Source organism: Alkaliflexus imshenetskii DSM 15055 (assembly GCF_000517065.1).
GTDB classification, from domain to species: Bacteria; Bacteroidota; Bacteroidia; order Bacteroidales; family Marinilabiliaceae; genus Alkaliflexus; species Alkaliflexus imshenetskii.
Window position 1 is genome coordinate 369020 of record NZ_KI912105.1, and the last position, 13270, is coordinate 382289.

At 41.0% G+C, this 13270-nt stretch carries 12 protein-coding genes; 8 read left to right on the forward strand and 4 right to left on the reverse strand.

Annotation, left to right across the window (positions count from 1 at the left end):
- Positions 1-38: 38 nt before the first annotated feature.
- Both ALKIM_RS17235 and ALKIM_RS0101690 read right to left on the reverse strand, forming a co-directional pair.
- Positions 39-269 (reverse strand): hypothetical protein, encoded by a 231-nt coding sequence (locus tag ALKIM_RS17235; protein ID WP_044117681.1) that lies wholly within the window; start codon positions 267-269, stop codon positions 39-41.
- Complete coding sequence (locus tag ALKIM_RS0101690) at positions 269-1012, reverse strand: hypothetical protein (RefSeq protein WP_026473145.1); 744 nt, start codon at positions 1010-1012, stop codon at positions 269-271. Before ALKIM_RS0101690 ends, ALKIM_RS17235 begins: the two co-directional genes overlap by 1 nt.
- Positions 1013-1223: 211 nt before the next feature.
- Here ALKIM_RS0101690 and ALKIM_RS0101695 point away from each other — a divergent pair, with 211 nt between their 5' ends.
- The 6 genes from ALKIM_RS0101695 to ALKIM_RS19030 all read left to right on the forward strand — a co-directional run bounded on the left by ALKIM_RS0101695 (position 1224) and on the right by ALKIM_RS19030 (position 8641).
- Positions 1224-1421, forward strand: a complete 198-nt coding sequence (locus ALKIM_RS0101695) for a hypothetical protein (RefSeq protein ID WP_026473146.1) — start codon at positions 1224-1226, stop codon at positions 1419-1421.
- A gap of 667 nt (positions 1422-2088) precedes the next feature.
- Entirely contained in the window at positions 2089-3597 is a 1509-nt protein-coding gene (locus ALKIM_RS0101700) for a tetratricopeptide repeat protein (RefSeq protein WP_084555767.1), read from the forward strand.
- Between the two features lie 80 nt (positions 3598-3677).
- On the forward strand, positions 3678-4592 hold the full coding sequence (locus tag ALKIM_RS0101705) for a PAS domain S-box protein (protein WP_026473148.1): 915 nt from the start codon (positions 3678-3680) through the stop codon (positions 4590-4592).
- A gap of 254 nt (positions 4593-4846) precedes the next feature.
- On the forward strand, positions 4847-5347 hold the full coding sequence (locus ALKIM_RS0101715; protein ID WP_026473150.1) for a hypothetical protein: 501 nt from the start codon (positions 4847-4849) through the stop codon (positions 5345-5347).
- A gap of 63 nt (positions 5348-5410) precedes the next feature.
- Positions 5411-7246 carry a T9SS type A sorting domain-containing protein gene (locus ALKIM_RS0101720; protein ID WP_026473151.1) on the forward strand — a complete coding sequence of 612 codons (1836 nt, stop codon included), beginning with the start codon at positions 5411-5413 and terminating at the stop codon, positions 7244-7246.
- Between the two features lie 24 nt (positions 7247-7270).
- Positions 7271-8641: an OmpA family protein gene (locus tag ALKIM_RS19030; RefSeq protein WP_052345228.1), complete on the forward strand. Its 1371-nt coding sequence runs from the start codon at positions 7271-7273 to the stop codon at positions 8639-8641.
- A gap of 354 nt (positions 8642-8995) precedes the next feature.
- Here ALKIM_RS19030 and ALKIM_RS0101730 read toward each other — a convergent pair whose 3' ends face one another.
- Positions 8996-9877 (reverse strand): acyltransferase family protein, encoded by an 882-nt coding sequence (locus ALKIM_RS0101730; protein WP_026473152.1) that lies wholly within the window; start codon positions 9875-9877, stop codon positions 8996-8998.
- Between the two features lie 238 nt (positions 9878-10115).
- Here ALKIM_RS0101730 and ALKIM_RS0101735 point away from each other — a divergent pair, with 238 nt between their 5' ends.
- Together ALKIM_RS0101735 and ALKIM_RS17245 are read left to right on the forward strand one after the other, a co-directional pair.
- Positions 10116-11030, forward strand: a complete 915-nt coding sequence (locus ALKIM_RS0101735) for a tyrosine-type recombinase/integrase (RefSeq protein ID WP_026473068.1) — start codon at positions 10116-10118, stop codon at positions 11028-11030.
- Positions 11002-12186 carry an IS91 family transposase gene (locus tag ALKIM_RS17245; RefSeq protein WP_044117669.1) on the forward strand — a complete coding sequence of 395 codons (1185 nt, stop codon included), beginning with the start codon at positions 11002-11004 and terminating at the stop codon, positions 12184-12186. The genes ALKIM_RS0101735 and ALKIM_RS17245 overlap by 29 nt, the downstream gene beginning before the upstream one ends.
- A gap of 303 nt (positions 12187-12489) precedes the next feature.
- On the opposite strand, the gene ALKIM_RS0101750 is transcribed toward ALKIM_RS17245, so the two are convergent.
- Positions 12490-13167, reverse strand: a complete 678-nt coding sequence (locus ALKIM_RS0101750; RefSeq protein ID WP_026473153.1) for a hypothetical protein — start codon at positions 13165-13167, stop codon at positions 12490-12492.
- Positions 13168-13270: the final 103 nt, after the last annotated feature.

Sequence of the window (13270 nt, forward strand, 5' to 3'; positions counted from 1 at the left end):
GGTTTCCCGAAGGGCTTTTCATCTCAAACATCAAACGCTCACCCGTTGGTGAGTCTATTTTCCCCTCCCTGATGAGGTGCTCCTTTCTTGCGTCCGTTTACCAGCCGTTTCATGGCCATTGAGACCAGAAAACTCACCACTGCACCAACTGCCGAGAGTACCACCGTAACGCCCAAATCAGCTACACTGATATTGACTATTACTCCCATGAGGGTGCCACCTAGGAACCCGGCCTGTTGGCTGCGTTCAATCCAATCGAAGCTGAGCATTATCCCACTGCTACTATGCGCAATGCGTTCTTTGCACCGTTGTTCAGCTTGTATAGTTGACCGTTCACTTCCTGCCAGAAGGCAAGTCCGAGCATCGCAATGCCGGTGCCTTGTTCCACTTCTGGCAGCTCTGCGCTGAGCGTAACAGCTGCCTGGCTTCCATCTGAGAGGGCAAAGGGCGCACTGTCGGCATGTACCACTGCTGAGGCCAGCGCATCAAAATTAAAGCTGCCGGTCACCATCACCAGTTGTGCATGGGTGGCTCCTTCCGGCTTGCGGATGTTCATCGCTGGGTTAAAGGCTTCGATGGCCACTCGTGCCTCACCACTCGCTATCTGGGCAGCATATCGGCCAAAGAAGATACTCTCCAGATTTGCACCACCATTAAACTCAAAGCCGCTAATCAATCCCAAATTACCTCCCATCACGGTTCTATCACCCCTGGCAGATACTGGATCGCTCTTCACCACCTTGGAGAGAGTCGCCGTCAACCGGCCGCTCATGCCCTTGTCGGCCGTCAGGAAGATGTGCTCCCCAAAGCCATCGCGCAAAAGCTTTCCGGCCTTCACAGCCCTTAAAAACTCGCGACCATTTTCACGGGTGCGCTCAAAGCGTGGGTCGGTTCTTATGCGATCCCCTTCAATACCGCCCTTGGTGCGTGCCAAATACTCACCGCCACTTTTGTAAAAAGTCAGGTCACCGACCCGCCCTTTTAACTTGATAAAACTTGCTTGCCTTGCCATAAAAAATTAGGTTTAGTAGGTTAAAGACTGCCACCAAGCTAAGGCCTTACAATCAATAAATCAAAAGACTACGGGAAATCTGGCCAATAATGGGAAGAGTGAATAAGGTTGTCCGTTTTTTTGTTATTTTTATAGATACATCTTTGTAATGCAATCACATATCAACGATATACCAAATGTATATCAAAGGTATAGATAGAGTATTAAAACTATGAGAACACGTCGCATCTGCATCTATGCCAAAGACATTCAGCGCATCACCGGTAAAAGCGAAAAGACCGGTTACCGCATCCTGGATGCCATCCGTAAAAAGCATGGCAAACAGCCACACCAGTTTATTACCATAAACGAGTTTGCGGATTATGCTGGGTTTAAAGCAGAGGACATTATCCAATACCTTACAGATTAACATCTTAGACCCAAATAACAAAGACAACATATCTCAATTGCTCTACTTTGTTAAATTTTGTAGTATATGAATTAACTGAGTCATTTGGGATATAACATCTAGTCAAAAAACACAATAATCTATTGCGATAGGTGTGATTTTTATACTCAATTGCCCGGTTTTATTACAATTGAGAATGCATCATTTTAGCTAATCATCCCTTATCTAGACAATTTCCTACATCCTATTCATTAGACAAGTTCAATTCTTTCATTTATCCACCTAAAATTAATCCCTGCCTCTAATTTTGATTCATTTTAATGCCGATTGTTATAAAATATTTCGGATAACTTATATCAAATAATACAGCAATTCAAAAGATTTAACATCAAAACACACCCTCAAAACAGATGAATTTCGTAAATTTGTCCTAGGCTTCACGAAGCACAAGCCGCAATAATTCTCATCAAAACAAACGAGAGCAAATCGGTGAACATACAAAACAAGGCAGCTGCTATTTATTGATTTTCAGAGCAATACCAAACAAGTTTCGAGTCCCTCCGGGATCACAAAAAAGCCTCTGCAGCATTTTGTTGCAGAGGCTTTTTTCATAATACTACGCTTACAACCCAACAGCCCTAGCACATAGTCCTCAGCTATTAAACTACACAATTAAATCAAAAATGTCATGCACACAAAACGGCGAACCACACGACACTTGATTTTATGTATACTTGTAATGTTTGCAATGTCTACCGCTGCTCAGCAGAGTGTAGCCGACAGTCTGGTATCTGTACTAAAAAAGCATACCCGAAAAGATACCACCATGGTAAATATCATGAACGACATTGCTTATGCCGTTTACAATAACAATAGCGTTATGGCAGAGGAATATGCCTTGAAATCAGGCACTCTGTCAGATGAATTGGGATATAGAAAGGGAAAAGCCACAAGTTACTGGTTATTAGGACTAGTTAATCTGGGACGCAACAAAAAAACATCTCTGGACTTTTTTCAGGAGGCTTTGGCCATTTCGGAAGAGATAAACGACAAACGAGGAATGGCTAACTATCTAATTGCTGCTGGAAATATTCTGAGAGATTTAGGTAATGCTGAGCAGGGCGACGAATACTACAACCGTGCACTTGAGATTGCTACACAAATTGGCGACAAACAAATAATACTTAAATGCCTGACTAACATATCACGCAGTTTAATGAGTAAGGGAAAGTATGCTCAGGCCATCGAAGGACACAAAAAAGCCAGCACCCTTGCTCTGGAGCTTGATGACAAACCTCTGCTCTCACGCTGTTACAATAACATTGGCACTATCTACATGATGCAAAGTAATTATCCGGTGGCCCTGAATTACTTTTTAATGGCCATGCGTGTAAACGAGCAAATAAATGATAAATCAGGCATTTTGGGTAACTTGCTAAATATTGCCGGTGTTAAGTCTGAACAAAAGGATTATGAAGCCGCTCTGCAAAATGCAAAGCAAGCGTTAACAATTGCAGAAGAGATAGGTGATACCATGCGGATATCTATCTGCCTGACCAATATTGGCCACATTTATATTCACATGAACGATGATCAGGCTCTTGAATATCTGGAAAGGGCGCTCTCTTTGTCAGGCGGTCATAACATTGTTCAAAGCGTTAATACGCTAACCAGCATTGGTACCATTCATCGAAAGAATGGCAATTACGCACTGGCACTTAGCAGTTATGACGAAGCATTAAAATTGGCAGAAAAAATTGGACTGAAGCGCGGCATTGCACAAGTGTGGTACAGCATGGGGAATGTCTATTACCTGCAAAAAGATTATGCAAATGCATTGGATTTTTCACTAAGGAGCCACAGCTTGGCACAGGAATTAGGCCTGCTTGAACTGCTAAAGGATATACATAACCAATTGGCAAACACCTACGCTGCCCGAAACGATTTCAGGAATGCCTTTGAGCACCATAAACAATTTAAATCATTCAACGACAGCATCTTTAATGCCAGCAACGTTAAGAAAATTGCCGACCTGGAGAGTGCATATCAACATGATAAAGAACGTCAACTCTTTGAAGCCGAAAAACAGAAAAAAGATTTAGCCATAAAGAGTCAGCGGACTATTATATTAACCCTGACAGTTGCCTTTTTTTTTTATTACTCTTTGCATCAACAATTTACCGTTTATACGCACTAAAGAAACGGACGAACAAAAAGCTACTTCAGCAAAAAGCTAAAATTGAAGAACTCAACGAAGAGTACATCACGATAAACGAGATGCTTACTGCCTCAAACGAGGCTTTGGTAGAGGCCAAACACAAGGTTGAGGAGAGTGAAGAAAAACTTCAGCTCATCATTAAAAACTCGAACGATATCATTTTCTTGATAGATGACAAACAGAAAATTCAGTTCATCAGCAATGTGGCAGCAAAAATCACTGGCTTCACTGTGGAGGAGATTAAACAATCATTCGCAGATTTAATTCATCCTGACGACAAAGCAGTAGTATCGCAACATTGGCAACAAATTTTGCATCACGATACGATGAACAACACAGTTCAATTCCGCTATCGACAAAAGAACAATGGCTACCTGTGGTTTGAAGCAGTAGCTCAGAATCTTTCTAGAAATCCGGCCATTGGTGCAGTACTTGCCAACATCAGAAATATTGATGTTCAGAAAAAAGCCGAAGCGGCTTTTCTTGAGAAAGAAGCACTACAAAAAAAGCTATTGCAACTGGAAATAGAAAAAATAAACGATGAACTTGATAAGAACCAAAAGGCGATGACCGCTGCGGCACTTAAACTTGTTCAAAATTCGGAACGGGACGCGCAGAGTATCAAAACTCTGGAAGAGATACTTAAAATCTCGGATCAGGGTGTTCAGGAGAGCATCAAATCACTCATTTCAAACTACAAACATCAGGCTTACAACTCCAACTGGGATGAGTTTGAGATATTATTTCAGAAAGTTCATCACTCTTTTCATGACAAGCTAAATGAGCAGTACCCCGACCTAACACCCAATGAAAGGAAATTGTGTGTATTCCTGAAACTAAATATGAGTAACAAACAGATTGCACAAATCACGTTTCAATCGGAAGAAGCACTCAAAAAAGCCCGATTGCGTTTAAGAAAAAAGCTCGAAATTGAAAGAGACACCAACTTGATTGCACATATCCAGAGTTTGTAACTAGAACGATGTCACCTTTTTCATCCATTCAACATCAATATAAAACAATAACTAACAACACATTACAAGAAAGTGGACAACACCAATGTTGGCGTTGTCCACTTTTTGTCACCCCCTGCTATTCTTGACTTTTTCATTTGCTGTATAGTTTTGCCAGACGAATTTTCTTGATTGTCCTCTCCCTGAGCGGTTGAACAACTGCTCCACACAGAAGGCTCTAAAGTATGATTCCATAACTTTTTAAAATCTGGCAAATGAAAACACATTTACTTTTTCTATTTTTTTATCTGGCCATGCTGCAATCCGGCTTGTCGCAATCGCAGGACCAGTTGGATGAATTTAAAGCGAGCACGCTAATTTTTCAAAGCAAATACTACAAAGCAAACGTGTGGGATGTGTTTCGCTCACCGGCAGAACCCAATGCAGGTAATCAGTGGAACCTTTACAATTTTAGTATGCCATACGATGCTAAAACAAGAACCCGAATTAATTGGGGAACAGGTAACAATCGATATTTGGCATTCGACCTGGTTTTGTCTGATTTAGGACATTATGAGGACGACCTATTCGGCTCTATGAATCGATACAACATCATTATAAAATTGTATGAAGCAGATGGCCGATATGTAAAAGATATATGTGATTATGGGGTTTTAATGGGATTTGGCGACAAAGGATTCCTATTCAATCAAAACAACTATTACGGCACTTTCTTTACAAATGAAGCGCATACTTCAGCCAGCTCATTAAGCTAAACGCCAACCACAGGACGAATTACGAAACTATCGGAAATTAAAAGTTACAGCTATTCGCCTCAATTGTTTAAACCCTCTGCAGCGATTACCACCTTTGAGCACAATGGTGAGCTGCAACAGGTTGCTATTGCTACTAACTCAGCCTATACAATATCGGGTACAGTTTCAGCCATTGATGTTGGCAATTATACGGTAACCGTTACGCTCAACGACAAAACTAACACCTCTTGGGTTGATGGCACAACCGACGATGTGACCATCAATTGGAGCATCACAAAAGGCACTTATGACATGAGCAATTCCGGCTGGGACTATACTGAGCCATTCACATGGGATGGCACTCCAAAAACCGTTTCGGTCACCGGCCTGCCATCAGGTGTAACTGTTTATGGCTATACTGGAAATACGGCAACAAGTGTAGGCACATACAATGCCACATCAACTCTGGCTTATGATCAGAATAATTACAATGCACCAGTTATGCCGGAACTGAGTTGGTCTATCAAACACCTCGAAGTAGCTAAATCCATTGTGAATGCAGGCAGCTTTACATACAATGGCAATGCGCAGAGCATTGACATCCCATCAAACAACTATTATTCTGTCACCGGAACTACGACAGCTGTTAATGTTGGAAATTATGCGGCAACAATATCCTTAAAGGATAAAAACGGTTCAGTTTGGGTTGATGGCACAACCGATGATGTGACCATCGACTGGAGCATCGCAAAAGGCACTTATGACATGGGCAATTCCGGCTGGGACTATACTGAGCCATTCACATGGGATGGCACTCAAAAAACCGTGTCAGTTACCGGCCTGCCTTCAGGTGTATCTGTTGATGGCTATACTGGAAACACGGCAACCAGTATAGGCACATATAATGCCACAGCAACTCTGGCTTATGATCAGAATAATTACAATGCACCAGTTATGCCAGAACTGAGTTGGTCTATCAAACACCTCGAAGTAGCTAAACCCATTGTGAATGCAGGCAGCTTTACATACAATGGCAATGCGCAAGCCTTAGACATTTCTGTAAGCAATCACTACTCTGTGTCAGGCGTTGTATCATCAAAAAATGCAGGCGATTTTTCGGCAAGAGTATCGTTAAACAACAAAGAGGCTTGTTTTTGGAGTGATGGCACAAATGATGACATCATCATTCTCTGGAGTATTTCCAAAGCCTCGTACAACATGTATGGTGCCGAATGGAATTATAGCGAGCCATTCATCTGGGATGGCACCCCAAAAACGGTGTTAGTGACCGGTCTGCCATCAGGTGTGTCAGTTCAAAGCTACTTTGAAAACTCAGCCACTCATGTTGGTACCTATACTGCTACAGCATTGCTGAACTATGACGAGCTAAACTATCACGAGCCTGCCATTGCACCTCTTGTCTGGGAAATAAAACCGGGATATACAAACCTGAATATCATCAAACTATGGGATAACGTTTTGGCAGTAAGCAATGGCAATAAATACGAAGAAATTAGAAACGCTTCATACAATTGGTACAGAAACGGCATTTTGCTTCAAGGCAACCAGCAATATATCAGTTTTGAGGGTGCTATCCCTGCCGGTTCATACAAGGTGGAGATCATTATTGATAACCACGTGGCGCTTTCGTTGGATTACGTTGTGCAATCGGGCGCAGTAGCCATCGCCTATCCAAATCCAGTGCAGACAGGAGGCTCTCTGGTAGTGGAACTGGGTGAAGAAAGGCCTGCCGGAGAGCAAGCGGAGGTGCTCAACACAACGGGATACCCTGTGAAGGCATCTGTGGAACGACAAGCTACCGGTTATCGCATTTCAGGAATTTCAACACCTGGAACCTATTTTGTGCGTGTATTTAAGACTGGCCAAACCATCACCACCTTGAAAATTATCGTGAACTAATTCCTGTTTAAACACTTTTCAACAATGAATAAAAATCACATTATATATGCAATGCTGTTGATACTATTATCTGCATCATCTCTGGCATTTGGACAAACTGACAGCATAAAAGGCAAGCATTCTCTGGAGTTCTCAATCATTCCTTCATTTAATCGTTTATCATACAAAAGTGCCGACAACAGCAGTGAGGGTGCACTGGGCTTGGGTCTCAAGTTTGGATATACGTACCATTTAACAAACCGTTGGGGACTTGGTGTAGGTTTGCGCTATCAACCTTTTTCTTCCAGCTATAAAAATCAAGGCTACCAAATAAGTTCAGAATTGTTGACTGAGCCCAATGGGCACAACTACATTATCAATCAAACACTCAACAACACCGAAAAGCAGCGTGTGAAGTACCTGATGATACCTGTAGTTGCAAGTTACCGATTCCCCATAAACGAGAAGATTTCCATAAGACTGGCCACGGGAGCAGCCTACGGTTTGGCTTTTGCAGAAAAACTCACATTCAGCTCTGGAAGCCTTCAACGAGCCGCATATTTCCCAGATAACGATTTGGTTGTGGATAATCTTCCGGAACAGTCGTTCGGATACTTCAATGACTATGTAAACATGGCATCGGGAAAACAATTTAAAAATACAATCATGGGCATAGGTGAAGTTGGTGCCGAGTATGCCATGAATGACAAATGGCTCATGACTGCCGCGATGAGTGGCGTAATAGGTAGCGATATAAAGAAAAATAACGAATCCCTTCTTCAACACAACGGATATTCGGGTGTTACCTCATCCAATTACGTTGGAGCAGTGAAACCGGTATCGTTGGGACTAGCGTTGGGTATCATCTATCGTTTTGGACGGAATCACCAAAAACCTGTTGAGTATGTTACTGTGGCACCTTCCATTAGCCCGAGAATTGAAACTGTTCCCGAAAATATTCCCGAAGAGGTTGAAGAACCAGTTGCAGAGAATGAGGAAGTAATAGCGGAGGTTGAGGACGTGATTGTGATTGATATCCATGAGGAAGATACGTCGCTCGATGAATTAAGAGAAAAAGTTGACCGCTTCAATGAAAGTGATGTCATCCAATTCAGCTTCAACAAACTGGAGATGAGAGAAGAGACAAAAACTTTGCTGGATAGGCTCGTAAAAACTATGGCTGAGAGCCAGACTGAAACCATAGTTGTAGGTCACACATGCAGTATTGGTAGCGATGCCGCCAACCATCGGGTAGGCCTTGAACGTGCCAACAGCGTGAAGAGGTATCTGGTTCAGAGGGGCGTTGCAGCAGAGAAGATTCATATTGAATCGATGGGCGAAATAAACCCCAAATATCCCAACGACACACCCATTAACAGAGCCAAAAACCGTAGAGTTGAAATTATCGTGAAATAAGGAAACACTCCTGTCAAAACCATTCAAATCACTAATATTCAGGGCTGGACTCATGAGATCCAGCCCTAATCAATTTACTCGCACCCTAAGAAGTGATATACAGTAAAGGGGAACATAGAAATAAGGGCAAATTAGAACAAAATGTGGGCTTCGTTCTTATTTGCCGATACAAAAATTGATGCGTGGTTGAATCAATGTCTTTGGTATAGGGAGAATTTCACACGGTCAAGTATAAGAGCAGTAGCGGAATTCAAAGTGATTACCTGTCCGCTTTCACAAAAGTATATTAAATGCACAGACCTTGAATTTACCACCGCACCCGTTATTGCTCTTATACAATGTGGGCAATAGTTATTATCTGCCACCACTAAGCACCTTAAGAAAGGTATACTTCTTCGTAATCAAAAACAGTAAATACACAAGGCATAATGCAATAAGAATTTGAGCAATTATTTTTATTATTGGATTTTCTATGAAAGTTGACAATAAAGGATATGAAATCACAATGACTGGAGAATGATATAAATGTAATAAGTATGAAAACCTTCCAGTATTGAAAGAACGAAATTGTACGTCTATCAATAGTATGAAAACTAAAAAGGATAAAGGAAATTTTAAATAATCAATATAAAACAGACTTAGAATAATACTTAAAATTATTGTTGTGATAATTAAGAATTTCTTGTCAAAATGATTGTTATACTTAGAGTATAAAACACCAATTAAAAACAAAAAGGCTACATCTAATCTTAAAATTAGAGCGCCAATCAATAAGTAAGGTATTATAACAAATAGGGTTTTAAATTCCTTTTGAGTGATTAATGCAATAATTGAAAAAATTATAAAAATATCTCTTATAAAATATGTAGGAGGATTTATAGGGGGAGAATTAAATGAAAATAATCCTTCTGTTATTAAAGAGGAATCAAAACTCAATCTATTCAAAGTATCATATCCTAAAAAATAATAAGCAATTAAAACTAAGACTAAAACAATAATATTAGCTATTAGATAAGGGATAGCTAAACTTCTAATTTTTCTTAAAAATAGATTCTGTTTACGTCTAGATATTTCGTAATATAAATATCCAGAAATTATTGAAAGAATAGCAGTTCCAAAAGTTGGAATTCTTTCTACAATAAAATAGGCTACACCATATTCTAATTCATTCCTAGTATGCGTAAATACAATTAATATAACTGCAATTAGTCTAATCAATTCTATACTTGATTTCATTTTCTTAATTATTGCCAACGGTCAAATATATGAAATCTTGGGGTTTGCGGGCTTCGTCACTGTCTGCCGTTACAAATGCTGGTGCGGGGCAGAATATTTCAAGCAACCACCTAAACCCCAATATTTTATATATGATGTTGAACTAAATCCCTCCGGGATAGCCTCTTTCAAAAATAGCATTAATCTTTTTAGATGCAAGCCGTTATAACTGCATTACTCATTTTTAAATTATGCAGTTATGAGAAAGAAAACAACCTTAACGATTGTAGAGCGCGCCCTCGTTCTTGTTCCGGAGTTTAAGGCCAGGGCTTTAAAGATGGAGCATCAGGTGGTACTTCGTGGACAGAGTCAGAGCACTCTGAATAATTACATTCGGCGCATAGCGCTGTTTGTTATCCATTTTAAACAACTGCCCGAAGACGTCACCGAAGATGAAATCAACGAGTATCTGGTGGCTTTGGCACGCGATGTCAAGGCTCCTTCGCGGAGCAGTTTCAAGCACATGGTTTATGGCCTAAGGTATTACTACCGTTTGCTGGGCATGAACAAAAAGGCCATTGCTTTGCCTTCATTAAAGCAAGAGAGCAAGTTGCCGGTTGTGCTGAACCGCCAGGAGCTAAAGATGCTATTTTCGGCACCTACGCTGCTTAAGCACCGAATTATCCTTACGCTGATCTATTCTGCCGGATTACGGGGGCAAGAGGTCATCAACCTTAAGATATCCGATATTGACTTTGAGCGCATGGTCATCCACATCCGCCAGAGCAAATACAAGAAAGATCGGATTGTGCCTTTGTCCGCCATAATGGTCATCGGGCTCAAAAAATATCTCAGAGCCGAGAATCCGCATGTTTGGCTATTCAATGGCAAAGAGGCTGATGGTCGCTACAGCGTCAAAGGATTATCCTGGGTTATGCGGGAAAGCCTTAAAAAAACCACCATCTCTAAAAACGTGAACCTTCACTCCTTACGCCACACGTATGCAACCCATTTATTGGAGCAGGGCTTAAACATTGTAACCTTACAGGAGCTTTTGGGTCATGCCGACATCACAACAACCATGATTTATCTTCACACAGCCCAGTGTCAGCATATCACTCCTCACAGCCCCTTAGACACACTCTATGGAAAAGCCATACAAAAGCAAGCATGAACTGGCTGATGTTGTTTGCCAATTTGGAGGAAGTTTGTTGCAGAGCGGGGAGTTATCGCCCAAGCAGATCAAAGTCTTTCACAACCTTGTGCAGTGCCGTACGGCCGCTTTGGGTGGACATGAGCAGGTGTGTGATGATTGCGGAGTCATACACTACCGTTACAACAGCTGTCGCGACCGACATTGCCCCAAGTGTCAGGGAACCAAACAGGCGCTCTGGATTGAAAAGCTGATTAAATCAACACTTGCAGTCAAACACTACCATCTCATTTTCACCGTGCCTCATGAGCTCAACCAGATTTATCTTTGGGACAGGAGACTTTATTGCAATATTTTGTTCCACGCCACCAGAGGTATACTGCGCAGCTTTGGGTACACGCATTACGGTTGTGAAACCGGAGCCGTTGCGGTGTTACACACTTGGGGGCAGAACCTTTCATTGCATCCGCACTTGCACTGCATTGTTCCGGCAGCAGGATACTCGTTGTCGGGAAAATGGCGCCACATCGGCAAATATGAAAATTATCTCTATCCGGTGCACCAGTTGAGTGCTGCCTTTAAAGGTAAATTTCTGGACAGCATAAAAAGAGAACTGCGAAAACTATCTGCAATGGATGGCTTCAAAGTCTGCATTGAAGCGGCTCATCAAAAAAAGTGGGTCGTCTATTGCGAACCCTCAATGGCTGGCGCCGAACATGTCATCAGGTATCTGGGGCAATACACCCATCGCATTGCCATCAGCAACCAGCGGATATTGAATGTTGACTCAACAAACGTCACTTTCGTAGCTAAAGACTACCGCGACCGCGCACAAATAAAACCGGTATCCCTGAAAGGAGAAGAGTTTCTGCGTCGATTCTCTTTGCATGTTATGCCAGATGGTTACGTGCGTATCCGTCGGTTCGGCATTTATCATCACACCACAAAACTCCATCTGGATTTGCAATTTGTGCCCGATGAAAAGCCTGACATTGACCAGATGACAGCTAAACAAAAGCCCGAAACGGCTCCAGAGCGCATTTTAAGATTGACAGGATTTGACATAACCAAATGTCCGCATTGCAAAACGGGTCGTCTGATTGTCATCAGAACCCTGCCCAGGATTCGGTCACCCGCAGGGCATCTGCCTTCTATGCTTTTTGATAAGTTGCAGTAACCAACATTACATTCCCTTTAAAAACTTCATTCACATGAGGTTCGGCATCGTATTGCCTTGACGGGTGGGTTTTAAGCCCAAAAGAAGCTGGTTTTCAACATTTGAAACACAAAGACCACTCTTCTCTTAAACCGAAAAGGTTAAAAACAGCACGAACGCAGCATAGGCGTTCTTGCCAAAAACATCAAAAACCAACAAAAAGTCCATAGCTGCCAGTTGTAGTCCTGACGGGATGTCGTTCAACCTGGAATAATCGCTGGGTCGTTCCGACCGCTCATATTCCTATATATTGGCTGTAGTTTTTCAATTCATGTCTTTCTTATCAGATTCTATTTCAAGTTTTTCCCATAGACTATAATAGTATTCTTCTGCTTTATCAATCTCATCATAGATTGCGTTGCTTTGCCATGTTAGAAAATTTGATATTTTACTCATTGTAATACGAAAATTCTCTAAGTCTATATTTGTTCTTTTCAATGAAGGCTTTCTCTCTTCCGATTTATCAGTAGGAAATCTAAAATTCATTGAAAAAGTATCGATTTCTTCAAATTCACTTATTAATCTCTCCATATTTTTCAATACCGTTTCTTCTGGCTTTTGATACTTGTTTATATTAGAACTCAAACTAACATACTTATCCCATAAACTTTTTAATTTATGGTCGCAAGGGAATGTATATTTCTCAATCCGAACATAGTTCAGTCCATTAATTAATTCTTTTAGACTTAGTTCGATATATTGCCTAGATAAGAATACAATTGGATATACTAAGTGATTAGAAATATAAGCACTACCATCCAATTGTTCAAATAGTTTCTCTGCTGCTAATCTATATGCTTCAGAATAAACCATAAACCATTTTTTCCCTGACCGCAAAATTGCATTGTGACGATAATCAATATTGCAATCATTAAAAAGTCTATCTGTGTCATTGGGTAATTCAATTGAAAAATCATATTTACTAGGTTCAAAATCTTTCATAATTTATGGAATTATTTATATGTCGCACTTAAAATTCTGACTAACGGTAAAAATTCAATTTCATAAAAAACACTTATTCAACACTATACCATTTTACCGTTAT